This is a genomic window from Nonomuraea sp. NPDC050790, from assembly GCF_044456745.1.
Classification (GTDB): domain Bacteria; phylum Actinomycetota; class Actinomycetes; order Streptosporangiales; family Streptosporangiaceae; genus Nonomuraea.
In genome coordinates, this window is record NZ_JBITGF010000001.1 from 57,761 (window position 1) to 80,238 (window position 22,478).

Consider the following 22,478-nt stretch of genomic DNA (forward strand, 5'->3'; position numbering starts at 1 on the left):
CTCAGCCGGTGGTGGGGAGGGGGCGGGCGCGGCGCAGGGCGGGGTTGGACACGGCCAGGGCGGCCACGCCCGCGACGCAGGCCAGCCCGCCGATCACCGCCGCGCCGCCCGGCGGCACGAGGCGGGCCAGGCCGCCGGCGACCACGTTGCCCAGGGCCGGGCCCACGGTCGCCTCGGTCAGCCACAGGCTCGACACCCGGCCCAGCAGGCGGTCGGGGGTGCGGGACTGGACGAGCGCGCCGGCCAGCACCTCGGAGATCACCTGCCCCACCCCGGAGACGGCGAGGAACGCCAGCGCCAGCGGCAGGCTCACCGGCAGCCACGCGCTGGCCCCGAACCCGGCCACCGCCAGCCCCCACAGCGCCGCGGCGCCGATGAGCACGCGACCGGGACGGCTCACCCGGCCGATCCAGCCGCTGGCCAGCGCCGCCAGGAGCGCCCCCGCCGCCGGGGCGCTGTAGAGGAGCCCGGCCGTGGCCGCGTCGCCGCCGTAGTGCTCGGCCACGTACGCGGGGAACAGCGCGTACGGCGTGGCCAGCAGCGTCCCGCTGAGATCGAGCAGGATCACCCCGCCGATCACCCGATCGCGCCGCGCGAAACGTATCCCCTCCGCGATCGCCCGCAGCGGATGCGCCTCGGCGACGTCACCGTCGGGCCGCAGCGGGCGCAGCATCAGCAGCAGCACGGTCGTCAGGACGGTGGTGACGCAGGTGAGCGTGTAGCAGGCGCCGAACCCCGGCCCGGCCACCAGCAGCCCGCCCAGCGCCGGCCCCGCGATGGTGCCGACCTGCGTGGTGATGGAGGTGAGCGCCTCGGCGGCGGCGAGCTTGTCGCGGCCGACGAGCGCGGGCACGGCGGCCATGAGGGCGGTCTCGCTGAGCCCGTCGGCCAGCCCGATCAGCCCGGCGCTCAGGTAGATCACCCACAGGCGCGGTTCGGGCAGGAAGGCGTTGACCGCGAGCACCGCGAACCCCGCCGCCGCGCCCGCCCGCGACCCGACGATGAGCAGCCGCCGGTCCATCCGGTCGGCGAGCACGCCGCCGGCGAGCGTCCCGGCCAGCAGCGGCCCGCCGAGCGACAGGTTGATCAGGCTGACGTGCAGCGACGACCCCGTCATGCCGTACACCTGCATGGCCAGCGCCACACCGGTTACACCGATGCCGACGAGGGAGACCATCCTGGCGGCGAAGACGTAGCGGAAGTCGCGGGCGGCGCGTAACGGAGTGATGTCGATGACCAGGTGTCCCAGGCGCACGAGTCTCCCCAGAGGGTCAAGATGAGGTTAGATTACCCAAAAAAGGGAAGCCTTACCTAACTTCTGAGAAGGGTAGTTTCATGGCATCCGGCATCACTCGTCGTCAGGCCCTGCGCGGCGGATCCCTCCTTACGCTCGGAGCCCTCGCCGCCGCCTGCGGCACCGCCGGCCGCGGCGACCCCGCCGCCCCCGCCGGCGCGGCCTCCAAGGCAGCGAGTACGGCGGGGCCGTGGTCGTTCACCGACGACCGGGGCAAGAAGGCGGAGGCGCCCGCCGCCCCCAAGCGGATCGTCGCCTACGTCGGCGCAGCGGCGGCGTTGTGGGACTTCGGCGTCCAGTCGGTCGGCCTGTTCGGCTCCACCACGCTCAAGGACGGGTCCAAGGACCCGCTCGCCGGCGACGTCGACCTGGCGAAGGCGGCCTCGATCGGCACCGGCTACGGCGAGTTCAACGTGGAGAAGTACGCCTCTCTCCAGCCGGAGCTGCTGGTGACCACCAAGTTCAACGACCTGGTCTGGTACGTGCCCGAGAAGCAGATGGGCGACATCGAGGCGCTGGCGCCGCTGGTCGCGATCGAGACCGTCAAGGGCACGGACCTGAAGAAGGTCCTGGCCCGCTTCGAGGAGCTGGCCGTCTCCCTGGGCGCCGACCCCGCCGCGCCCGGTGTCACCCAGGGCAAGAAGGCGTTCGAGGAGGCCTCCGAGAAGGTCTCGAAGACCGCGGAGAAGGGCCTGAAGGTTCTCGCGGTCGCCGGCGGGCCCGACCAGTTCTGGGTCGCCAGGGCCGGCGCCGGCGGCTACACCGACCTCACCTACCTGGCCTCCCTGGGCCTGGCGATGGAGAAGGGCGCGGGCGACGACCCGCTGTACGAGACGCTGAGCTGGGAGCAGGCGGCCAAGTACAAGGCCGACGTCGTCCTCTACGACTCGCGCAGCCAGTGGCTGACGCTGGACGACATGAAGAAGAAGGCCACCTTCGCCCAGATCCCCGCGGTCAAGGCCGGCCAGGTCATCCCCTGGGTGGTCGAGACCCCCTACAGCTACCAGCGCCAGGCCGCCTGGCTCGACAAGCTGAACGAGCAGCTCGCCGCCTTCAAACCCCTCTAGGAGCGTCCGGAGGCGGCTCACTAGCCCCGGGTACGGCGGCGGCCCAGCATCCACAGCAGGTAGCCGCCGCCGATCGCGCCCGTGATCACCCCGGTCGGCAACTGGGCCTGGCCGAACAGCCGTTGTGCCGCCAGGTCGCTGACCACCATGATCAGTGCGCCCATCGCGGCGCTCGCCCAGATCGGCGGGCCCGCCACCCCGGTCAGGCGCCGGGCGAGCTGGGGCGAGGTCAGGGCCACGAACAGGATGGGCCCGGCCGTCGCGATCGCCACGCAGGTCAGCGCGCTCGCGCAGGTCAGCGCCGCCAGCCTGGCCCGTTCGGCGCGTACGCCGAGGCCGACGGCCACCTCGTCGCCCATCTCCAGCAGCCGCAGCCGCGAGGACATCGCGGCCAGCACCGGCAGCAGCACCCCGCAGGCGATCCAGATCGCGATCACATGTCCCCATTTGCTCCCGGCGACGCTGCCGACCAGCCAGGTGGCCGCCTGGTTCGCCGACCACAGGTCCGCGCGGGTGATGAGGTAGGCGTTGACCGCGCCGAGCATCGCCGCCACGCACACCCCGACCAGCACGAACCGGGCGCCGCGCAGGCCGCCGCGGAAGGCCAGCAGGTAGACCGCGACCAGCGCGAGCGCCCCGCCCGCCACCGCGGATCCGGCGATCGCCACCGAGCCGCCGCCGAGCACGAGGATGCCGAGCAGCGCGCCCGTCGCCGCCCCTCGGTCCAGGCCGATGATGTCCGGGCTGCCCAGCGCGTTGCGGGTCAACGTCTGCAGTACGGCCCCGCCCACGGCCAGCGCCGCCCCGACCCCGAGGGCCACCAGGAGCCGCGGCAGCCGTAGCCGCATCACCACGAACTGGGCGGCCGTGCCGCCGTCGCCGGTCAGCGCGCCGATGACCTGCGCCGGGGAGAGCGGGTAGTCGCCGCTGCCCAGGCTGACCACGCCGATCGCGAGCGTGACCACGACCAGCGCGCACGTCACCACGGCCGCGCGCAACGGCAGCAGGTACGACCACCTGCCCGCGCGCACCGCGAAGCGCTTGACCGGCCGTTCCGCGATGGTCCGTGTCACAGCTCACCCACCCGCTTCCTGCCGCGCAGCAGCGCGATGAGCACCGGAGCCCCGGCGAACGCCGTGATGATGCCGACCTCCAGCTCGGCCGGCCGGACGATGATGCGGCCGAGGACGTCGCAGGCCAGCAGCAGCGACGGGGCGATCACCATCGAGTACGGCAGCAGCCACCGCTGGTCGGGACCGATCAGCGCGCGCACGATGTGCGGCACCGCCAGCCCGAGGAAGAAGATCGGCCCCACCGCCGCCGTCGCTGCCCCGCACAGCAGCGTCACCGCGGCGACGGCCAGCAGGCGGGCGCGTCCGACGTGGACGCCGAGCGAGCGGGCCGCGTCCTCGCCCAGCGCCAGGGCGTTGAGCGCGGGCCCGAGCGCCAGCGCGAACACCGCCCCCGCCACCAGGAACATCCAGATCTGGCCGAGCGCCGCCGAGTCGACCGCGGCCAGCGAGCCCACCGACCAGAACCGGTAGCGGTGCAGCGTGTCGGAGTCGAGCAGCAGCACCGCCCAGACGATCGACAGCAGCGCGGCGTCGGCGGCGGTGCCGACCAGGGCGAGGCGGATGGGGGTGGCGCCGCCGTACCCGCGTGAGCCGAGCGTGTAGACCAGCACGGTCGCGGCCGCGGCGCCCGCGAACGCGAACCACACCGATCCCCGCAGGTCGGTCAGCCCGAAGACGGCGAAGGCGAGCGCCACGCCGGTGGCGGCGCCGGCGTTGACGCCGAGGATGCCGGGGTCGGCGAGCGGGTTGCGGGTCAGCGACTGCATGATCGCGCCGGCCAGGCCGAGCGCCGCGCCCACGCCGAGGCCCACGAGGGTGCGTGGCACCCGCAGTTCCCAGACGGCGGTCACCCCCTCCGCGCCCTCGCGGCGCAGCAGCGCGTCGAGGAGGGCGGACGGGGACAGTTCGGCCGAGCCCAGCGCGACGCTCAGCGCGCAGACGGACGCCAGCACCGCCAGCGCCAGTGTGAGGTTGCGCGCGTGGGCGGTGCGGCCTTTCCGGACGGTGAGGGACGTCACGTCACCTTAGGTTAGCCAAGCCTTATCCCGATGGCGAGGGATCCGACAGGTGCGCGGCCTTGAGACCGAGATGGATCACCAGCCGGTCGTCGCCGTCGTCCAGGTCGCGGTTGAGCGCCCGCTCGGCCTTGCCGAGCCGGTAGTAGAGCGTCTGACGGTGCACGCCCAGCTCCGCCGCCGCCTTCTGGGCGTGTCCGCCCAGGTCGAGGTACGTCTCGACGGTCCGGGCCAGCTCACCGTCGAGCCCCGCCACCTCCGCGGCCAGCTCCCGCAGGTCGGCCTGGCCCAGGCGGGCCAGCAGCCGGTGCACCCCCAGGTCCTCCCAGCGGGCGACCGGGGCGAAGCGGGTGAAGTGCTCGGCGATGCGCAGCGCCTGCCGGGCCTCCCGCCAGCTCTGCCAGGCGTCGGCCGGGTCCTGCCGGGGGGCGCCTATGCCGGCGGCGGTGCCGTACACGCTCTGCAGGGTGTAGGCGACCTCGGCGGCCAGGTGCGCGGGAGACAGCACCGCCACCGGCGAGCCCGCGAGGGCGAGCACGCCGCGCGGCAACGTCCAGAGGGCGGCCACGCGCTCGGGCGACTCCCTGACGGCCAGCGCGGCCACGGGGCCCGGCATGCCGGTCTCGGCGGTGGCGCGTTCCTCGGGGTCGGCGGAGAGCAGCGCGCGCAGGCCGCGCCCGGCGTCCTGGCGGCTGCGCGCCTCGTGCGCCAGCGCGCTCGCCGCCCGCGCGACCAGGCCGCCGGCGCGGGCGAGCAGTTCGTCGGACAGCGTGCCCGAGTCGAGCAGCCACAGGTAGCCGTAGGTCACCTCGCGGTGGCGCAGCGGCCAGCAGATGCGCGCCTTCAGGTCGTGGTCGGCGGGGATGCGGACCGGGCCGTGCGCCTTGGCGATGCCGAAGCGCTCGAAGTAGTCGCGCACCTCGCCCGTGGCGCGGCGGCGCAGGATGGACTCCTGGCGGACCGCGTCGATCTCCCCGTGCTGCGCATTGTAGGCCAGCAGGCGGAACGAGCGGTCCTCCAGCGTCGCCGAAGCCCCGAGCACGCGGGCGATCTCGTCGACGGTCTCCTGGAGGTCTGCGGTGTTGTGCATTTGTATGACAGCCTGCCACATCCCGCGTTACGGACGTCGATGGCTGGCGTCTGAACAGGAGTTTTAGGCTGGATGCATGTTCGGTCAACTGCTACTCGCCACGTCGCGGAGCAGGCTCGTACGCCGCTCCGTGTCCGGCTTCCCGCTCACCCGCAAGGTGGTCGACCGCTTCGTCGCAGGCGAGGGCGCCCATGAGGCGCGCGCGGCGATCGAGCGGCTGGTCGACGGCGGACTGACCGTCACCGTGGACCACCTCGGCGAGGAGACCCGCGACGCCACTGCCGCCGCGGGCACCGCCGCCGCCTACGTCAAGCTGCTCGACACGCTGCGCCCGCTGGAGCTCGGCGAGCGCGCGGAGGTGTCGGTCAAGCTGTCGGCCGTCGGCCAGGAGCTCTCCGACGACCTGGCCCTGGAGCACGCGCGGGAGATCTGCGCCGCCGCGGCCGCCAACGGCTCGACCGTGACGCTCGACATGGAGGACCACACCACCGTCGACTCGACGCTGGGCATCCTGCGCAAGCTGCGCGAGGAGTACCCGTCGACCGGCGTCGCGATCCAGGCGTACCTGTTCCGCAGCGAGGACGACCTGCGCGAGCTGTCGGCCGAGGGCTCGCGGGTACGGCTGGTCAAGGGCGCCTACAACGAGCCCGCCTCCGTCGCCCACCAGAGCAAGGCCGAGGTGGACAAGGCGTACGTGCGATGCCTGCGGATCCTCATGGCGGGGAAGGGATACCCCATGGTGGCGACGCACGACGATCGCCTGATCTCCATCACCGAGCTGCTCGCCGACCGGTTCGGCCGCGTGATCGGCGACTACGAGTACCAGATGCTCTACGGGATCAGGACCGACAGGCAGGAGGCCCTGGCCGGAGCGGGCCACACGGTCCGCGTCTACGTGCCCTACGGCGACGACTGGTACGGCTACTTCATGCGCCGTCTCGCCGAACGCCCCGCCAACGTCGCCTTCTTCCTTCGTGCCCTTGGAGGCAAGTAAATGGACGCCATCAGCAACGTTCCCGTTCCGGCCAACGAGCCGGTGTACGGCTACGCGCCGGGCAGCGCGGAGCGCACCGCGCTGGAGAACCGGGTCAAGGAGCTGGCCGGCAGCTCCATCGACCTGCCCATGACCATCGACGGGGAGTCCCGGATGGGCGGCGGCGCGCCGATCGACGTGGTGCAGCCGCACAACAAGACCTCCGTCCTGGGGCGTACCAACGACGCTACGGCCCAGGACGTGAAGGACGCGGTGGACGCGGCGCTGCGCGCCGCTCCCGCGTGGCGGGCGCTGTCGTTCGACGAGCGGGCGGCGGTCTTCCTCAAGGCGGCCGACCTGCTGGCGGGCCCGTGGCGGGCCACGCTGAACGCCGCGACCGTGCTCGGGCAGTCGAAGTCGGCGCAGCAGGCGGAGATCGACGCCGCCTGTGAGCTGATCGACTTCCTGCGGTTCAACGTGGCCTACGCCCGGCAGCTCTACGCCGACCAGCCCGTCTCCTCGCCGGGCGTCTGGAACCGGATGGAGTACCGGCCGCTGGAGGGCTTCGTCCTGGCGATCACGCCGTTCAACTTCACCGCCATCGCCGGAAATTTGCCGACTTCTGCCGCTTTGATGGGCAATGTCGTCGTGTGGAAGCCGTCGCCCACCCAGCAGTTCGCCGCGCACTTCACGATGAAGCTGCTGGAGGAGGCCGGCCTCCCGCCGGGCGTCATCAACCTCGTCACCGGCAACGGCGCCGCCGTGTCCGAGGCCGCCCTGACCCACCCCGCGCTGGCCGGCATCCACTTCACCGGCTCCACCGCGACCTTCCAGCACCTGTGGGCCACCATCGGCGCCAACATCACCGGCTACCACGGCTACCCGCGCCTGGTCGGCGAGACCGGCGGCAAGGACTTCGTCCTGGCCCACCCCTCGGCCGACCCCGCCGTGCTCACCACCGCGCTGATCCGCGGCGCCTTCGAGTACCAGGGCCAGAAGTGCTCGGCCGCCTCGCGCACCTACATCCCGCGCTCGCTCTGGACCCGGATCAAGGACGACCTGGTGGGCACCGCCGAGTCGCTGACCGTGGGCGACGTGGCCGCGGACCTGTCGACGTTCATGGGCGCCGTCATCGACGAGCGCGCCTTCGCCAAGCACAAGGCCGCGATCGACCGCGCCCGCGCGTCGGCGGGCATCGAGGTCCTGACCGGCTCCTACGACGACTCCACCGGCTATTTCGTGAAGCCGACCATCCTGGTGTCGGACGACCCGACCGACGAGATCTTCGTCAAGGAGTACTTCGGCCCGATCCTCGGCGTCCACGTCTACGACGACGCCGCCTACGACACCGTCCTGGACCAGATGGAGTCCGTCTCGCCGTACGCGCTGACCGGCTCGATCATCGCCCAGGACCGCTACGCCATCGCCTCGGCCAGCGACAGGCTCCGCTTCGCCGCCGGCAACTTCTACGTCAACGACAAGCCCACCGGCGCCGTCGTCGGACAGCAGCCGTTCGGCGGCGCCCGCGCCTCGGGCACCAACGACAAGGCCGGCTCGATCTTCAACCTGATCCGCTGGGTCAACGCCCGCACGATCAAGGAGACCTTCGTCCCCCCGATTATCACGGGACCATATAGGGGTGACGTTCCTCAGACGGGATGGCAGCAGCCCGATTTGAAGAATCTCGGCTACTAATAGGTCCCCAAATGACCGGCGAATAATTCGACGCCCCGGTAATTCCCATTGGGATTACCGGGGCGTCGTTTCTTGCGGCATAGCCCTGGCGTGCCGCCCTACGGACACCTTCCCCGGGGCCAGGCGGCACCATCTGGCGGCAGGAGACCAGGCCAGCACCCGCAGGTGGTCCTCGCGTCAGCCGTGTTCACCGCTCCGGGCTTCGAGTTCGACGCTCATGCCGATCGGCCCCAGCCGCAGTCGAGGCAGCCGGTCACCCCGGGGAACCAGAAGTGGCCCAAGGTCATCAAGCACCAGATCATCCGCCAGGGGCGAAAGGGCGCCGGTTCGGGCGTGATGTCGTCTGGCGTGGGGTGATCGGCGGGGGGAAGCGCCGGGTAGGGGGCGGTGTCCGATCGCGCCGGGCGGGCCTCACCGCGCGATGGGAGCTGGATTCTGGGGATCACCTCTGTGATCGCGTCGGGGCTCACCGCCCAGGAACTGCTGGTCATGGCCAGAACCTAGCGAGGCGGACCCGGCGATGGGGCGCGTGGCTCGCGTTCTTGACATTGAGGCTCTGCCGCCGCTTCCAGGCGATACACCTACCTGGGCGGGATGTACTCCGGCGTCCGGCGCAGCTGTCTCTGCCCGCCGTCTTCGGCCCGGAGGGTTGTACGCCGAGCGGTTAGCCGCGCCGCCGCCGGAACGGGATGACGTTGCCGGATCCGGGCTGACTGCTGCCGGGGGGCGCGCTGGGCTCGACGGCGAAGCCGGGGATGGTCGGCTGGGTGGCGCTCGGTTTCCGGCCGGCGCACGTCTGCGCGTGCGGGGTGAATCGGCGCTCCAGGGGGTGGGCCGGGCGCTGGTCGGCGTCGTCCGCGAGGAGGGAACGGCACAGCCAGCGGCGGACTCCCTGCCGGTAGGCGGCGATCGTGCCGCGCTGCGGGTCGGGCTTGGCGTCGAGCGCCTGCCAGGAGCCGTTCTCCGTGAGGGCGAAGAAGATCAGCTTCTGGCATGCGTCGCAGGCGCGGACCTCGCGCCTGTTGGGTTCCACGGCTCACGCGCCCTTGAGGATGGAGAAGTGGCAGCGGGGGCAGGGTCCGTGATCGCGGGCTTCGTCGTCTTCGACTCTTCGCCGCACGGGGTCGGAGCAGCAGCCGCACCACGGCATGACCGGGAGCCGGTCGGCGCTCTTGGCGGCGGCGTGCCACCACGGCCCATCGTGGACGAGGCGGCCGGGGTGCTGGGTGACGGCGTCGCGGGCGAGTGCGAGTGCGGCGTGCCGGACGATCCACCACGGGCGCTCGATCACGCTGGGGTCGGTGAGGCTGCGGATGATCGAGCGGGTGGCCCAGTCGGGCCGGAGCGCCCGGAGGTCTTCGACCAGTTTCATGATCGCCTCCCCCTCCTCCGTTTCCACAGGCGGGGCGTCCACAGGCGGGAGGGGGGCCAGGGGGAGGTCTTCTTCTTTCTTAGAACCTCTATAAGGAATAGCTACCGCTCCCTGCGGCAAGGGTTGCCGCTGTGTGCGGCCACCCTTACCGCTCACAGCGGCCACCGCCCCAGTTTGCCCGGCTTGTGGTTGCCGCTCTGTGCGGCTACCTTCACCTGCGGTTTTTGCCTCTGCTTGAGTCTTTGCGCGACTTACCTGGGCGACGTTATCCACAGGATGACTGTCTGTAGCGATGCCCGATTTCTCCTGCATTTCTCGTTCGAGCCGGGCGAGCTTCGAGTCGTAGAGCACGTAGCCGGACGGGGCCAGCGAGCTGGTACCGGGCCGGTAGCGCTTGATCTTCCGGACGTAGCCGCACGATGCGAGTTGCTTCAGGCCGCGGTCGAACGAGTCGACCGACATGTTCATCACCGCGGCGATCTGGGCGCGGGTGAGTTCCTCAAGGGTCCGTTCGTAGTAGTCGGCCATGCGGACCAGACAGACGTAGGCGTCCTTGCCGTTGCGGTCGAGACGGCCATCGTCGAGGACCTCGAAGTAGACCATCCCGAACGGGTCCTTGGAGGCGGCCTGAACGCTGAAGCGTTCCTCGTCACCGCTCATCGATCACCGTCTCGCGGGGGGTGGGGGTACGGTTCACGCGGCCGCCCCGGGCCGCTCGTCGACGTCGAGAGTCCACCCATCCGCCCGTGCAGCGTCCGAGGGAGACTGCCCGGGGGCTTTCATGATCCAGCCCAATCGTGGCGGATCCGAATCGCGTTTCGTACGCTTCTGTGGCCGTGGGAGTAAGCCCGGAACCCCTGTGTCGCCAAGACCCGTACGGGTACAGTGGTGCCCAGCACCGCGACCTCCTTCGTCTAGGTCGTCAGCCCCGGACCGCCTGCCAGCGGGACCCGGGGCTTCTTTCTTTGCTCAAATGGGACGGCTCTCGCTCGCAACGCTGCGGGAAGTTGTTTGATGCGAGAGCCGTGAGGGAACAGTAACGACCGTTTGCCATGTATCGCCAGAGGTTCCAGGTCAAGACACGAGCTCAGCTCCCTTCGTTGGCCGGGTAAACAGGGGAACCGTCTGCACCGTGAGGTCGATCGACCATCGAGAGATGGCGGGCCGTGCCTGCTTGAGGGCAGCGATCCAGCGCTCGGCGTGCTCACGGGTGTTGTCGATGGCCACGGCCAGGCCCTGGCCGTGGTTGACGCCTCCGCAGACGCAGCTGCATCGGCTCTCGTCCGCGTCGTAGCAGCGGTGGTCACAGCGCCCCACGCAGATCGGCCCCGCGTAGACGGCGAGCAGGATGGTCATGGCCTGTCACCGCTCTCGCCGGGGGCTTCGCCCACGCCCTCGCTGGCGGCCGGGACGTCGGACTCCCTGCCAGTAACGGCTTCCCTGTCGGCTTCGTCGTCCAGGTCCTCCAGCCAGGCCACCAACGTCATGGCCGCCGCCATCAGCGCGGCCCGCAACTGGACGGGATCCTGGTGGGTCAGGGCGTCGGCCACCGCGGCGTTGGCGCGCAGCGCCCAGGTGGCGCGGTTGGTGCGCTCGCTCTCCACCTCACGGGCCCTCGCCTGCAGCGCCTGGTCACGCCAGGGCTCGCCCGTGCCGGACGGCGGGCTCATCGGGCCTTTCAGTTTCAGGTCCCGGTTGCCGCGCGCGACGTCGATCTGCAAGAGGATCTGCTGCCTGAGCCGGGCGCGGCCGTCGACCGGCGCCCCGTCATCGAGCGGGACGAGTCCGACGTCGTAGCGAAGGGCGTGGGCTAGGTCGAGGAGATTTTCCACGGACGGAGTGCGTTCACCGGTGGCCCACCGGCCAACGGTGTTCTTGTGGACGCCGGTGATGTGCGCGATCACCGCCTGGGAGATGCGTTGGGCCTGCCGGGCCTTCTCCAGCTCGGCGACCAGCGGCAGGACGCGGGGCGGTCTTCTCCGCTCCCGTCGCCGCGCAGGAGCGCCGGGCGGGCTCGCCTGTTCAACCGGGTTCTCTGGGGCTTCGGCCAGGCCAGCCGTCCAGCCGACCGCCGCAGCCCAGCTGACCATGCCTTCCAGCGGGAGAGGCTTGTCGCCGTTGGCCCACCGGTTGAGGACGGCCGACGACACCCCGACGGTCTGGGCCAGCAGCCGGCGCGAAAGGTCGCGGCGCTCGCGCCGCCGGTCGAGCACCATGGCAAGCCGCCGCGGCGGGTCGTCGGCGCCGAGGATCGGCACCTGATCGACGTACTCGACCTGGCCGTGCTCGTTGGTGAAGGTGAGCCGCAGGCCGAGCAGGGCGGCATAACCGATGAACTGGCGCAGAGTGGGTGCGCGCGTGCCCATCGACCACCAGCCGATGTCCATGGCGGGGACACCGACCGTCTCGGCGACGATCGATTCGGCGACGCCGAGCTCGACGCGCACGGCGTCGAGCTCGGCGACCAGCGGGTGAGGCTCAGCCACCCTCGACTTCCTGACCTGGCTCGGCGTCAGAGGCTGCGCCGAGAGCGAGGATGTCGCCCATCCCGCCCGCCCGGAACATCCGTTCGATGCGTTCCTTGCCCGAAGGGCGACCGCCCTTGGCGCCGGCGTAGCGGATGATGAACGCCCCGTCGCGGCGGCCGGGAGTGACAGTTGCGAGCTGGACCAGCTCGCCCGTCGTGGGGTCGGGTATCTGGCCGTCGTCGTCGATCTCGGATTGCAGCCTGGTCAGGTACGCCTCCCGTACCCGGGTTTCGACGTAGCTGGGGTGCGCCATGGCAACGTAGGCGATCACGTCGGGCAGGTTGAGCGCGCCGGCCAGGACCTCCTGGTACAGCTCGCTCTGGGCGTGCTCGCGGCAGTAGCTCTCCACGGCGTCGCTGTCCCAGGAGATCACTGGTTTGGACTCCTGGATGTGGATGGTGGCGACGGCAGGGCCGCCGTCGTCTGCCATCACGTCCAGCGCCTTCATCCCGTGGACGAGCTGGGCGGCGGCGAACATCTTCTCTGCCTGCTCGCGGGTGCGCTTGACCTGGCGGCCGAGCGCCTTGTGAACGCCGTCGAGGTAACCGTAGGCGTGGGCCAGGTCGAGCGGCCCCTCCCCGCGTTCCTCGGCCTCGGCGAGCAGCGTCTTGGCTTCGGCGATCTCCTTGCGCAGGAGGACGCCATCGAGCGCTTCGTCGGCGCCGTTGGGCAGGCTCAGGCCGGCCTTGCCCGCGAGCTGGGCGAGTTCCTGGAAGGACAGGTGCTCGAAGCCGGGCAGCGCCTGCCCGCCGGTGAAGACGATTGGCTCCTCTCGGCCGGGGATGCTGTGAATCGTGGTCGTGTCCTCCGCCGCAGGGGTGGCGGGCGGCGGGGCTGTCGGCGTCTGGTCGCCCGTGGGGGCCGTGCTGGCCTCGCCGTCGATGGGCGGGATCGGCGTGCGGTTCGCGCGGGCGTTGCGCTTGCGCTTGGTCGTCTTCGTCGTACGGCTGGTCATGCTGCGGGCTTCTCCTCGATGGTCGGGAATTGGGCGGCCATCAGGTCGGCCATGCGGTGCTGCATGATCTCGGCGAGCTTGTCGCCCGGCGACGGCGCGGCCAGGGCGGGAGCGAGAAGCCCCATGACGGTGGCCGCCGCCTCGGCGGCGAGTTCCCGTTCGCTGGTCAACCTCGCCCCGGTGAGGATCTGCAGGACGGTGAGCCGCTGGTCGGGGTTCGCCTTGCCGCATTTGGCGAGCATCTGCGCGAGCGTCTGGGCCATCTGGTCGGTGACCTTGCCGGAGGGCGCGGCGGACGCTGTGGGCGGCTTGTCGTCGGCGGGGCGTGGCAGGGCGGCCGGGCGGGTGGCGGTCGTCTCGGTGGAGCCGGGGCGGCTGGCCAGCCCGCGGATGCGGCGGGCGATCAGCTCGGTGAGGCTCTCTTCCTCTCCCCACTCGTTGTCCACGGTCACGCCCTGGTGGGCCGGGTGGGCCGCTTCGGCCAGGAGCTGCTGGAGCCGGTCGCGGTTGCCTGTGGCTATGGCCTCGTCGCGGATGTGCTCGGGCAGCCGCTCTCGGCCGAGCCGGATCCGGGGCCGGGGCTGGCTGTCGGCGGAGACGCGCAGCGTGTTGAAGACGAACGCGGCCAGGTCGAGATCCGGTACGACGCGGGCTTCGTCCTTGCCGTACTGGATGGCGAGGAATTTGCTCTTGGCGCCGATGATCGTGGGCGGGGCGTCGAGGCTGAGCCGGATCCAGGCGGTCGCCTCGTGGGTGAGGTCGCGGTGGCACTCCACCTTGTAGGTCTTGACCTTCGGGACTGGGTCGGCCGGGTCCTCGGCGAGGTAGGTTTCGCGGCCTCTGCAGGTGACCACGACGATGCCGGGAAACGTGGTGAGCAGTTCCATTAGCCGCTGGTGGCGGGCGTGAACGTCGTCCCAGATGTTGTTGGGGATGCGGATGTCGGCGTTCGGGTCGAACGCGAGCAGCCGCTGGTTCTTGACCGAGCCCTTCGCGCGGGCGCCGCCCCACGTCTTGAGCATCTCCCACAGGTTGGTGCCGCTGTCGACGCCGAGGAGCCACGGCTTTTCGCCTGCGGCGAGCGCCTGGGCGGCTTCGGTGTGCGCGGCTTCGAGCTGGCCGATGATCGAGGCCCACGAGCCGTCGTGCTCCACGATCTCGTAGGTGGCGGTTCCGCTGGTGGCGGCGTCGCCGTACTCGTCGCCGTTGCCGTCGCCGAGGTCGAGCATGAGGCTGCGCCCGATGCGCGGGTCGGCGGTGAAGGTGACGAGCATGCGGGTCTTGCCGGAGTCGGCTGGTCCCTCGATGAGGACCAGCGGGAACGGGACGATACACGTGGGGGGTCGCGTCTTCAGCGTCACGTCGTGAGCCCTTCTCCATAGGTAGCGAATGGGGAAACTTTCCTCGACTGTCCCCGTATAGCTAAAGCTCAGAGTTCGCCCCTGGTTGAGGCGAACGGTGTTGCTATCTGCCGGTTGGCAGCGTGATGGGTCGGCCCGTGCGCTTGGCGAACTCCTGCCAGGGCGGGAGTGTCCAGATGCGCGTCTTGCCGATCTTCCACTCGTGTGGTGGCGCGCCGTTCTGGCGCTGGAACCAGATCGTCACGGTGTCGGGGTCGACGCCGAACATGGCGGCGACTTCCTTCACGCCCACGATGAGAGGCAGGTCGGGCAGTGGCTCGTCCGGGTGGGTCCAGCGGGCTTGGAGCCAGACCGGTGTACCGGAGACGATCGCGTCGGCGTCGGGCAGCTTGTCGTAGTCCTCGCGGTGCCGCCAGGAGCGAAGCGTGTTGAGCTTCTCTCCGGTGATCCGAGCGATGTCGGGGAGTCCGACCAGCTCGGGGCGGCCCTGCGGGGGATGCGTCACTTCATCACCTCCTTTCAGGATGCAATTCTTACCCTATACCTATAGGGGTACCGTATGCAATTCTTACCGAACAGTGATGGTAAAGGAGTGGCAACGGGGTACCCTGGCGGTGCTGGCGCGAGTTCCCTTCTCCATAGGGACCTGGAAGGGCCTGTCACCTCGACGGCAGGCCCTTCGCACCTTTTGCGGGGCTAGAGCCCCTAATGCCTGAAAGATGCAGTTTCGTGGTCGCCTTTTCCCGACGCCGCGACCGACAGGACCAGCGACACCAAGGCACCGCCCAACGCAAGCGCACCGGCCGCGCGCAACGACGCCAGCTGCAACAGCTCCAGCTGTTCCGTGCCCACGCCCCCGAGCACCGCCGACGCCGCAGCGCCCGCCGCCCGCTCCAGCGCATCCCGCCACCAGGTGGCCGACCAGATCCCGCCCCTCCGGCGCCGGCCCTCCGCCGCCGTTACCCGATCGGCTGGCCTGTCGCGACCCGGCATCCGATGCCGCCCTACGTGATCGGCGCCAGCCACGCTTCCCGCCAGTCGTCCCGGCCGACCTTCCCCGTGACCCGCAAGCCCTTTTCCCGCTGAAACGCGAGCGCCACCTGCCGCGACTGGGGACCGAAACGCCCGTCGACGTCAATGCGCCACCCGCGACGCTTCATCTGCCGCTGCCAGGTGCGCACGTCATCGCCCGCCATCACCGGCGGATACTCCAGGACCCTGCCGGGCCACGCGGGTGGCTCTGGACGCACACCGCCCTCACCGCCAGGACGGGGATGGCCGCGCCGGACCCAGCCATACAGCCAGTCGCCCGGACAGCTCGTGTCGAAGCCGTCACGGTGACCGCGCACCTCTCCGCCGCAGGGACGATCCCGTTCAGGCAGCCCCATCAGCCACGCACGGGCATCCAGCAGGCCGTGCAGCATGCCATCCGGCGGGACGACCAGCCCCGAATCGCCCACCATCGCCATGAGCGCGTAGTCGCCGGCGTTGAGTCCCTCTCCATTCGCGGCCGGCAAGACCCCCGGGCCTCTGCCGATGAAAACCTCCCGATGCGGACATGTGCACGCCGTGTAGCCGATATCAGCCCACAAGCGCCTGTCCATGTGATCCCGCTGGATGGACTTCATCAACGCGATGCACTGGCTGTGATCAGCGACGATGGCCGGATCCACCCTGCCGCCGACGTAGTGGAACTTCACGCCGCGCGGATTGCTCTTCAATGCCACCTGGCCCTTGTGCTGCCGGGCGTTCCACCGCTCCCTCGTCACCAAATTGATCATCAGCGTCTCCCCCTTGACGCTCGCGCGGCACGCCTGCGCGCCGCCCGCTTCCGCCGGTCCCGGAACGGCCCGCCGGTCGGCGGGGTCACGCTTTCGCGAGGTCGCGGAGCCTGCACAGCGATCCGGAGAGCGTGGATCGCATGCGGAATCGGCTCGATGCGAGACCAGGTGAACTTCCAGCCAGCCATCACCACCCCCGCCACAACGCGATCACTGCGATCACGAGGGAGGCGGCGGCGAACAGCAGCGGCAGGCCCTTCGGCCACCGGGTGGCCTCCACCTCGCGCATCCGGCCTTCCAGGTCGCCATTCACGGCGGTGACCTGGTCGATGGCGGCCTGCTGGGTGTGATCGCTGGCCTCCAGGTCTCGGACCCGTGTCTGAAGGTCGGCCACGCTCGACACCAGCCCGCCCACCTTCTGGTCGACGAGGTCGACCTTGTGATCCACCTGGCCGACTCTCTCGCCTACGGTGACCACCGCGGCGTAGACGGTGGCCGCCGTCACCACCCCGCTGAACGGGTCCTCCTCCGGCATGTTCACCGCCCTCGAACATCCCGGTCGGTCACGTCACCGGCGGGGCTGGTGTAGCCGGACAGGCGACGCGCGGTGGCGTCCGGCGCGCCGAGCCCGATCAGCGCGTCGTAGTCGCGCCTGCGGATCGCGGCCGCGGCTTCGTTCTGTTCCATCACCCACGCGCGGACGCTCTCGCGGTGGCCAGAACGGATCTCCGCTGCTTCCTCTGCGCTGATCTCGACCGCGCCGGCCGGGACCGTCACCTTGATCCGGTAGGCGCCCTCGACGTGCAGCGACCGGGAGACGAGCGCGCCGTCGGCCATCAGGAACCACTTCGTGTTCATCGCGTCCGTGTTCATCGCGTCCGTGTTCACCCCGTTCACAGGCCCGCCAGGAGCAGGACGCGCATCTGCCATCTGATCTCTCCGTACTGGGCTCCGCCCTGGCCCGATCCAAGGTCGATGGGCGCGGTGAAGGTGTTGGAGCCGCCCGCCGGCACCGTCCCTGAAACGAGCGTTTGCGTCAGCTCCCAGTGGATGCCGGTCTCCTGGGAACCGCCCGCCGGCGCCGGGTTCTCGTTCGCCATCACCGCGTTGCCGTTGATCCGGAACCCGGCACGCGAGTCCGTCCCCGCTGGCAGATACAGGTCGACGTCGACCTGGATCCACTGAACCACGATCGCGGGGTAGCAGTCGGAGGGGTTGTCGACCTCGATCTCCGCCTGGGTGACCTCGGTGTATCCGGCCGGGACAGTGACCAGCGCCCCGCCGAAGGTGCCCGACGCCGATGCGCGGCCCGCCTTCGGATACGGCGGAACCCACAGGCCACAATTCGGATCGACGCGCAGCGGGTTGTGCGAGGTCGGGCACGGGTACGGCCACGCCTGCTCGGCGGGACTGCCGCACAGATCCAGGCGCAGGCGCCCGTTCGGGTCGACGGAGAACTCGGGGCCTACGCAGACCTGCGCCATCTACGCCGCCTCCTCGGTCAGGCCTGCCAGCCGGCGCGCGAGCGCCTCAGGCACGCCGAGCTCCTGCAGGGCAGCGAACTCGCTGCGGGCTCGGTCGGCATCCTCCTGTCGGAACTGGGCGACCTTCTCCTGGTGGGCGGCCTGCATGCTGCGCAACTCGCGCTCGTACTGCTTGCGGGTCAGGCGCACCGCGTCCGCCGGCGCGTCCCCTGGCTCGCCGCCCTCCACGGTCCGAGCCGTGACCGACCCGTCCGCCGCTCGCCAGAACTCTTCGGCAACCATGCGCCCCCCTCCGGCTACAGGATGAACTTGAACGCTCGAACGAACGTCTGGACCCGGTTGTAGGTGGCTCCCGCCGAGCCGCGGCCCATGGTCACGTTGAACGCGTAGTTCACCGACCCGCCCGCCGCCACGTTCGCCAGCCGGAATACCTTCGTGGTCTGCACGTGGAAGTCCGTCTCGGTGCTGCTGCCGGTGTTGCGGTGGTAGACCACCTCGTCGGTGTCCTGGCCGTACGCCGCGCCCGCCCCGGCCGGAAGGATGAAGTCGACGTCGAGCTCCTGCTCCATGAGCAGGAACATCTCCCGGCAGGTGTCCGGGTTCGTGACCAGCACGTTGCGGGTCAGGATGAGCGTGTCCAGGGCCGCGGGCACCGCCACGTCCGCGAAGTTGGTCGTCTCGGTGACCTGCTGGAAGTCGGCGCGGCCCCGGGGTTCGGATCGGAGGGTCCCGTTGGAGTCGCAGTAGACGTTCCCGGCGAAGGTGTCGACCGCGCACGGGTAGGACCAGGCGCCGACCTTGGCGGCCAGCGGCGAGGCCGCCGACCCGTCGCCGGCCAGACCGCAGGTAGCGAGGGCGAGCGCGGCACGCAGCCCTGTCGGCGTGCACGTGATCAGGTTCCCGGCCGCCGCGTTCAGGATGGGCGCGGCGGTGATCGGGCTGCCACCCGAGCCGTTGCCGGACAGATCGATGCATGCGCTGTCGGCGACTGAGACGGTCGCAGCGCCTGTCGGCACGAACAGACCGTTCGGGCCCTGACTCAGGTTGTTGCCGGGCGCCGGGCTGATCCGCGCGCGGAACTGGTTGGCGTCGTCGTCATACTGCAGGCCGTCGACGAAGCCGGCGCCGACGCAGTCCTGGACGGCTTCGCAGTCGAGCATCCCCGTCGCCGAGACGACGTAGGGGTTCTGGCTGGAGCCGTTGCCCGAAACGGCAGCGCCCGGCCCGGCCGTGATCAGGCAGGAACAGCTGGAGGCGCATCCGCACCTGGCGATCGAGACCACCCCGCACCGGTCGCAGGTCGGCCCGGCCCTCTCGCCAGCGGCATCACGGCCAGCGTACCCGGCACGGGCGCGCCGCAGCGGAGGCCACCACGCCCACGCCTAGGATCAGCCGCATGTCTCCCATCCGAATCAGCTCACGCGCCCGGCCCGGCCTTGGCCAGTCGACGCCGTGACGCTCGCCATATCGGGCCATCTGGCAGACGTCGCGGGCGGCGTCGCCCGGCACGGTTGGATCGTCCAGGCCATCGAAGGTGAAGGGATTCGGCCCTACGCCCATACCGTCGGCCTGCTGGGACATGGGATGCCCGAGTTGCTAGTGACCGGGCTGCAAAGCCCGGCGGCGGCACACCTGCTCAACAGCATCGCGCCCCGGTGGCTGGCGGGCGAGTTCCGGCTAGGCAGCACGGTGGCGGTCGTGGTGGGAGACGCAGTGCGCTCCGCTGACGTGCTTCTGCACGCTGGCGGTCTCGCCGCCGTCGCTTCCGCCTTGTACGGCAAGGAGCACACGATGGTCGCTGAACTCGTGTGGACCCGGGAACGCTGATCCGACACCCGCCGAGCTCGCAGCGTCGATGGCTCCGGGCTCAGAAGAGGGTCGGCGCCAGGTTCACCAGGTCCGGTAGCGGAAGCTGGGCCGCCAGGGTTGACGAGCCCTTCCGCAGGCAGCGGCGGCAAGTGACCGGCTGTGCCGTGTACCGCAGGCGGCGTACGTCCCATCCCGCGATGCCTGTGTGGCAGTCTGGCGCAGGCAGTTCTTCGCCGCGGTGGTCGGTCGCCTTCCCCGGCCGATGGACGACTCGGGAACCTTCGACTCGTAAGCCGTGATCCTCCACACACCCAGAGTAACAAGATCACGGGCCATCGCCCTGGCTCGTGAAATATCTGCGCCAAGGAAGAGCAGCCCGCCGAGATGACTGGCGAGATTCTACGGTGAGGCGACCAGAGTATTCGCGCCTGTTTCGCCGTGCCTTGCCACCAGACGCCCCTGATCGTCTTCTTCTAGCACCCATTTGCCAATCACCACGCTGGTTCGGTGCTCAATTACACGGAGCCGATCATCGTGGTCACGCAGGATTTCCGCAGGCGTCCGGGGCCTGGTCTTCACTCGGGTCATGTGATTTCTCCGCTCTCTACGCCGCCGTCGACGGGCTGTCGATGCCTAGTGGGGCGAGCGTGATGCCGACCTTCTCGCCGTCTGCTTCGCTGAATGCCACCTTCATTCGGATCAGCCGCAGGTCGGCTGCTACGAGGCGGCAGGTCGCTTCTGAAGTGACCGGGATGATCGCACCGGGGATCAAGTCGTTGATGCCGATCGGAGTCTCCGGCGCCAGCTGCGAGTTGTCCGGCACCTCCAAAAACAGCGGCGCCGGATTCCCACCTACGACCAGTGCTCCGGCTTCGGCCTGCGCCGAAGTGGCGTCCTGGATCTCCTCCTCAGTGGCGATGAACTCCAGCAGACCGCATGTGCCGATGCCGCCCGCCTCCGCTGTGATGCCCTTCCCGACGACGGTCGCGTGAGTGATTGCGGACAGCCCATCTTCGATCACCGCCAGAGGGCCGACGAAGTGCTCGTCGGACAAGCCGGGCAATCGGCCGAGTGGGCCTTCCCCCATGAGCAGGATGCGTCGGCCGAGCGTCGTGAAGTCGAGACCCGTTCGGGCGAGCTCTCGCAGGTGGTCCAGGATGTAGCCGGAGTTCTTGGCGTATTTCCGCTCGCCGACGATACCCGCCGCGGTGATCATGAGGTAGGCGAGCACGTTCGGGTCGTCGGGGGCGAAGCCGTGCTCGATGAGCGCGGCGGCGATGACGGCCAGGTCCGCGTTGCTGGTGCCGGTGAAGTCGATCAGGTTACGGATCTTGCGGCGGAACAGCCACTGCGTGACGTCCCTTGCCGCCAGGAGTGTGTCGTCGCCGCGGTGCTCGATGCGGACGAGCGGCCCCTGCCAGACGAGTTGCTGGTCGCGGAAGATGGCCAGTTCGTTGCACCAGGAGCGAGCTTCGCCGAGGAGCTTGCAGCAATCCGGCCCCTGGTAGGGGACGGTGATATTGGCTTCGGAGGTGTCGTCCAGGACGCGGGACCAGTCCAGCGCTGCGGGGTCGACGGTGCCGTGCTGGCGTCCGCCGGTCCGGTCGTAGATGCCGATGGTGTATTCCTCCGCGCAGCCGAGCGGCCCCATGCTCATATCTCCCTGACGATGGTGCGGACGGTCACCGTGGCGTCGGTGGCGATGGTGGTGGAGTCGGCCGAGATGCACGCCAGGTAGGGGATGCCGCACTCCAAGACCGGCCAGGACAGAGGGCGTCCTTCGGGGCCGGACACGATTTGCTCGGCGGGGGTGTCGGCGCGTCCTGGGCACTGCACGTAGATGGTGCGGCGGGTGGAGTCCATCGTGAGCCGGGCGCCTTCGGGCAGGTAGGAGATGTTGATCTCGCTGCACCAGGCGCACGGGTCGAGTTCCTCGTACGGGACGCCGAACGGGTTGGGGTAGAACCGGATCCGGATGTTGCGCAGGATGTCGCTCCCGGAGTAGATCTCCAGGAGCGGGACGAGGTCGGCCCAGATCGGCGCCGATGACTCGGGGATCGCCACGCACACCTGGCGGCGGGTGAACGGCTCGCATAGGCACGGGTTGTTCGGCAGCGGCAGCTCGGGGAGGTCGGGCGGCGGGCAGTTGGGGTCGAGCGGGCACGGCTGCGGCAGCTGGGCGGCGCACTCGCCGGCCTCGTCGAGGCAGGCCGGGTCGGTCGACCATCGCACGCACTCGTCGTCGGGCGTCTCTGGCGGCCACGGCACCGCCTCGGCGACGGTCACTGCCGGTCGCAGGGCGTGCGGCCGGCCGGCGACGAGCTGGAATTGGATCTGCCGCAGTTCCCCAGGGCAGCAGCCGCAGCCGCCGATGCGCTGCTGCACGGTCGGCTCCGACAGCAGCGCCACGTCGCGCAGGGTGCGGAAGACGCCCTGCCCGCACGTCATGGTGGTGCACGGGCCGGGGCAGCATTGGCCTTCGGCGGCGGCTTCTGTGGGGCAGCAGGTCATGTACTCGAGGTCGTCCCCGCTGCATGCGCCCGGGCCGCAGGCGAGGGCGCCCTGCAGGACGCTGGCCAGCCACCGCTGGCCGTAGTCGACTGCGCACGCGGTTCGGCCGACCAGGACGCCGGTCACGGTGATGGTGCGCGGCCCGTAGCGGCGGCGGCCGATGACGGCGCCTTCGCCGAGCCGATTGGTCACCGGCCTGGACACCGGCGCCGAGTCCAGGCCCTCGACGTCGAGGACGAGGAACCCGGCGAAGTCGCCGGACGACGTCTCTGCCGGGTCGTACCAGGGCGCTTCGTCGCCGGCGGGGAGGGTGTAGGGGTCATCGCCCAGGATGGTGGCCAGTCCGGCGCAGCCGCAGTCGCGGACGGAGGCGTGCGCGGGCGCCAGACCTGCCTGCGCGTAGGCGTGGACGCGGGCGGCGTTGGCCACCTCAACGCCGGAGAAGCACAGCCAGTCGGTCGAAGCCATG

General features: G+C 70.3%; 24 protein-coding genes. 4 read left to right on the top strand and 20 right to left on the bottom strand.

Annotated features, from left to right (window positions below; all coding sequences use genetic code 11):
* Position 1: 1 nt before the first annotated feature.
* Positions 2 to 1,255 carry an enterobactin transporter EntS gene (gene entS / locus ACIBEJ_RS00230; RefSeq protein ID WP_397180351.1) on the bottom strand — a complete coding sequence of 418 codons (1,254 nt, stop codon included), beginning with the start codon at positions 1,253 to 1,255 and terminating at the stop codon, positions 2 to 4.
* Between the two features lie 80 nt (positions 1,256 to 1,335).
* On the opposite strand from entS, the gene ACIBEJ_RS00235 reads away from it, so the two are divergent.
* Positions 1,336 to 2,361 (top strand): ABC transporter substrate-binding protein, encoded by a 1,026-nt coding sequence (locus ACIBEJ_RS00235; RefSeq protein WP_397180352.1) that lies wholly within the window; start codon positions 1,336 to 1,338, stop codon positions 2,359 to 2,361.
* Positions 2,362 to 2,381: 20 nt separating this feature from the next.
* Here the strand turns inward: ACIBEJ_RS00235 and ACIBEJ_RS00240 are convergent, their stop codons facing one another.
* From ACIBEJ_RS00240 to ACIBEJ_RS00250, 3 genes are read right to left on the bottom strand one after another with little or no spacing between them, the layout of a single operon-like run.
* Entirely contained in the window at positions 2,382 to 3,434 is a 1,053-nt protein-coding gene (locus ACIBEJ_RS00240; protein ID WP_397180353.1) for a FecCD family ABC transporter permease, read from the bottom strand.
* Positions 3,431 to 4,453 carry a FecCD family ABC transporter permease gene (locus ACIBEJ_RS00245; RefSeq protein WP_397180354.1) on the bottom strand — a complete coding sequence of 341 codons (1,023 nt, stop codon included), beginning with the start codon at positions 4,451 to 4,453 and terminating at the stop codon, positions 3,431 to 3,433. The genes ACIBEJ_RS00240 and ACIBEJ_RS00245 overlap by 4 nt, the downstream gene beginning before the upstream one ends.
* A gap of 22 nt (positions 4,454 to 4,475) precedes the next feature.
* On the bottom strand, positions 4,476 to 5,540 hold the full coding sequence (locus ACIBEJ_RS00250; protein WP_397180355.1) for a PucR family transcriptional regulator: 1,065 nt from the start codon (positions 5,538 to 5,540) through the stop codon (positions 4,476 to 4,478).
* A gap of 76 nt (positions 5,541 to 5,616) precedes the next feature.
* On the opposite strand from ACIBEJ_RS00250, the gene ACIBEJ_RS00255 reads away from it, so the two are divergent.
* Both ACIBEJ_RS00255 and pruA read left to right on the top strand, forming a co-directional pair.
* Positions 5,617 to 6,534 carry a proline dehydrogenase family protein gene (locus ACIBEJ_RS00255; RefSeq protein ID WP_397180356.1) on the top strand — a complete coding sequence of 306 codons (918 nt, stop codon included), beginning with the start codon at positions 5,617 to 5,619 and terminating at the stop codon, positions 6,532 to 6,534.
* Positions 6,535 to 8,208, top strand: a complete 1,674-nt coding sequence (gene pruA / locus ACIBEJ_RS00260) for an L-glutamate gamma-semialdehyde dehydrogenase (protein ID WP_397180357.1) — start codon at positions 6,535 to 6,537, stop codon at positions 8,206 to 8,208. It abuts the gene before it with no gap.
* 664 nt (positions 8,209 to 8,872) lie between these two features.
* Here pruA and ACIBEJ_RS00265 read toward each other — a convergent pair.
* From ACIBEJ_RS00265 to ACIBEJ_RS00330, 14 genes are all read right to left on the bottom strand, one after another.
* Complete coding sequence (locus tag ACIBEJ_RS00265) at positions 8,873 to 9,241, bottom strand: hypothetical protein (RefSeq protein WP_397180358.1); 369 nt, start codon at positions 9,239 to 9,241, stop codon at positions 8,873 to 8,875.
* A 3-nt stretch (positions 9,242 to 9,244) separates the two neighbouring features.
* Positions 9,245 to 10,240 carry a hypothetical protein gene (locus ACIBEJ_RS00270; protein ID WP_397180359.1) on the bottom strand — a complete coding sequence of 332 codons (996 nt, stop codon included), beginning with the start codon at positions 10,238 to 10,240 and terminating at the stop codon, positions 9,245 to 9,247.
* A 414-nt stretch (positions 10,241 to 10,654) separates the two neighbouring features.
* Positions 10,655 to 10,936: a hypothetical protein gene (locus tag ACIBEJ_RS00275; protein ID WP_397180360.1), complete on the bottom strand. Its 282-nt coding sequence runs from the start codon at positions 10,934 to 10,936 to the stop codon at positions 10,655 to 10,657.
* Entirely contained in the window at positions 10,933 to 12,066 is a 1,134-nt protein-coding gene (locus ACIBEJ_RS00280) for a helix-turn-helix domain-containing protein (protein ID WP_397180361.1), read from the bottom strand. Before ACIBEJ_RS00280 ends, ACIBEJ_RS00275 begins: the two co-directional genes overlap by 4 nt.
* Positions 12,059 to 13,063 (bottom strand): hypothetical protein, encoded by a 1,005-nt coding sequence (locus ACIBEJ_RS00285; RefSeq protein WP_397180362.1) that lies wholly within the window; start codon positions 13,061 to 13,063, stop codon positions 12,059 to 12,061. The genes ACIBEJ_RS00280 and ACIBEJ_RS00285 overlap by 8 nt, the downstream gene beginning before the upstream one ends.
* A complete protein-coding gene (locus tag ACIBEJ_RS00290) occupies positions 13,060 to 14,424 on the bottom strand; it encodes a hypothetical protein (protein WP_397180363.1) in 1,365 nt (454 codons plus the stop codon). The genes ACIBEJ_RS00285 and ACIBEJ_RS00290 overlap by 4 nt, the downstream gene beginning before the upstream one ends.
* 103 nt (positions 14,425 to 14,527) lie before the next feature.
* Positions 14,528 to 14,929: a hypothetical protein gene (locus tag ACIBEJ_RS00295; RefSeq protein ID WP_397180364.1), complete on the bottom strand. Its 402-nt coding sequence runs from the start codon at positions 14,927 to 14,929 to the stop codon at positions 14,528 to 14,530.
* Between the two features lie 200 nt (positions 14,930 to 15,129).
* Positions 15,130 to 15,417 (bottom strand): holin, encoded by a 288-nt coding sequence (locus tag ACIBEJ_RS00300; protein ID WP_397180365.1) that lies wholly within the window; start codon positions 15,415 to 15,417, stop codon positions 15,130 to 15,132.
* 11 nt (positions 15,418 to 15,428) lie between these two features.
* A complete protein-coding gene (locus ACIBEJ_RS00305) occupies positions 15,429 to 16,205 on the bottom strand; it encodes an N-acetylmuramoyl-L-alanine amidase (protein ID WP_397180366.1) in 777 nt (258 codons plus the stop codon).
* Between the two features lie 187 nt (positions 16,206 to 16,392).
* Entirely contained in the window at positions 16,393 to 16,740 is a 348-nt protein-coding gene (locus tag ACIBEJ_RS00310; RefSeq protein WP_397180367.1) for a hypothetical protein, read from the bottom strand.
* Positions 16,741 to 16,742: 2 nt separating this feature from the next.
* The gene (locus ACIBEJ_RS00315; RefSeq protein ID WP_397180368.1) at positions 16,743 to 17,078 is read right to left on the bottom strand and encodes a hypothetical protein; all 336 of its coding nucleotides are present in this window, start codon (positions 17,076 to 17,078) and stop codon (positions 16,743 to 16,745) included.
* A 20-nt stretch (positions 17,079 to 17,098) separates the two neighbouring features.
* On the bottom strand, positions 17,099 to 17,689 hold the full coding sequence (locus tag ACIBEJ_RS00320; protein ID WP_397180369.1) for a hypothetical protein: 591 nt from the start codon (positions 17,687 to 17,689) through the stop codon (positions 17,099 to 17,101).
* The gene (locus ACIBEJ_RS00325) at positions 17,690 to 17,971 is read right to left on the bottom strand and encodes a hypothetical protein (protein WP_397180370.1); all 282 of its coding nucleotides are present in this window, start codon (positions 17,969 to 17,971) and stop codon (positions 17,690 to 17,692) included.
* A 14-nt stretch (positions 17,972 to 17,985) separates the two neighbouring features.
* On the bottom strand, positions 17,986 to 18,972 hold the full coding sequence (locus ACIBEJ_RS00330) for a hypothetical protein (protein ID WP_397180371.1): 987 nt from the start codon (positions 18,970 to 18,972) through the stop codon (positions 17,986 to 17,988).
* A 169-nt stretch (positions 18,973 to 19,141) separates the two neighbouring features.
* Here ACIBEJ_RS00330 and ACIBEJ_RS00335 point away from each other — a divergent pair, with 169 nt between their 5' ends.
* Complete coding sequence (locus ACIBEJ_RS00335; RefSeq protein WP_397180372.1) at positions 19,142 to 19,516, top strand: DUF4262 domain-containing protein; 375 nt, start codon at positions 19,142 to 19,144, stop codon at positions 19,514 to 19,516.
* Between the two features lie 586 nt (positions 19,517 to 20,102).
* Here ACIBEJ_RS00335 and ACIBEJ_RS00340 read toward each other — a convergent pair.
* Together ACIBEJ_RS00340 and ACIBEJ_RS00345 are read right to left on the bottom strand one after the other, a co-directional pair.
* Positions 20,103 to 21,149 carry a hypothetical protein gene (locus ACIBEJ_RS00340; protein WP_397180373.1) on the bottom strand — a complete coding sequence of 349 codons (1,047 nt, stop codon included), beginning with the start codon at positions 21,147 to 21,149 and terminating at the stop codon, positions 20,103 to 20,105.
* Positions 21,150 to 21,151: 2 nt separating this feature from the next.
* Positions 21,152 to 22,477, bottom strand: a complete 1,326-nt coding sequence (locus ACIBEJ_RS00345) for a hypothetical protein (protein ID WP_397180374.1) — start codon at positions 22,475 to 22,477, stop codon at positions 21,152 to 21,154.
* Position 22,478 lies beyond the last annotated feature (1 nt).

Excerpts from the sequence above, each read along its gene's own strand:
- ACIBEJ_RS00235 (WP_397180352.1), top strand. The coding sequence starts at position 1,336 with ATGGCATCCGGCATCACTCGTCGTCAGGCCCTGCGCGGCGGATCCCTC.
- ACIBEJ_RS00250 (WP_397180355.1), bottom strand. The coding sequence starts at position 5,540 with ATGCACAACACCGCAGACCTCCAGGAGACCGTCGACGAGATCGCCCGC.
- ACIBEJ_RS00255 (WP_397180356.1), top strand. The coding sequence starts at position 5,617 with ATGTTCGGTCAACTGCTACTCGCCACGTCGCGGAGCAGGCTCGTACGC.
- pruA (WP_397180357.1), top strand. The coding sequence starts at position 6,535 with ATGGACGCCATCAGCAACGTTCCCGTTCCGGCCAACGAGCCGGTGTAC.
- ACIBEJ_RS00270 (WP_397180359.1), bottom strand. The coding sequence starts at position 10,240 with ATGAGCGGTGACGAGGAACGCTTCAGCGTTCAGGCCGCCTCCAAGGAC.
- ACIBEJ_RS00275 (WP_397180360.1), bottom strand. The coding sequence starts at position 10,936 with ATGACCATCCTGCTCGCCGTCTACGCGGGGCCGATCTGCGTGGGGCGC.
- ACIBEJ_RS00285 (WP_397180362.1), bottom strand. The coding sequence starts at position 13,063 with ATGACCAGCCGTACGACGAAGACGACCAAGCGCAAGCGCAACGCCCGC.
- ACIBEJ_RS00300 (WP_397180365.1), bottom strand. The coding sequence starts at position 15,417 with ATGCCGGGTCGCGACAGGCCAGCCGATCGGGTAACGGCGGCGGAGGGC.
- ACIBEJ_RS00305 (WP_397180366.1), bottom strand. The coding sequence starts at position 16,205 with ATGATCAATTTGGTGACGAGGGAGCGGTGGAACGCCCGGCAGCACAAG.
- ACIBEJ_RS00310 (WP_397180367.1), bottom strand. The coding sequence starts at position 16,740 with ATGCCGGAGGAGGACCCGTTCAGCGGGGTGGTGACGGCGGCCACCGTC.
- ACIBEJ_RS00315 (WP_397180368.1), bottom strand. The coding sequence starts at position 17,078 with ATGAACACGGACGCGATGAACACGAAGTGGTTCCTGATGGCCGACGGC.
- ACIBEJ_RS00320 (WP_397180369.1), bottom strand. The coding sequence starts at position 17,689 with ATGGCGCAGGTCTGCGTAGGCCCCGAGTTCTCCGTCGACCCGAACGGG.
- ACIBEJ_RS00325 (WP_397180370.1), bottom strand. The coding sequence starts at position 17,971 with ATGGTTGCCGAAGAGTTCTGGCGAGCGGCGGACGGGTCGGTCACGGCT.
- ACIBEJ_RS00340 (WP_397180373.1), bottom strand. The coding sequence starts at position 21,149 with ATGGGGCCGCTCGGCTGCGCGGAGGAATACACCATCGGCATCTACGAC.
- ACIBEJ_RS00345 (WP_397180374.1), bottom strand. The coding sequence starts at position 22,477 with ATGGCTTCGACCGACTGGCTGTGCTTCTCCGGCGTTGAGGTGGCCAAC.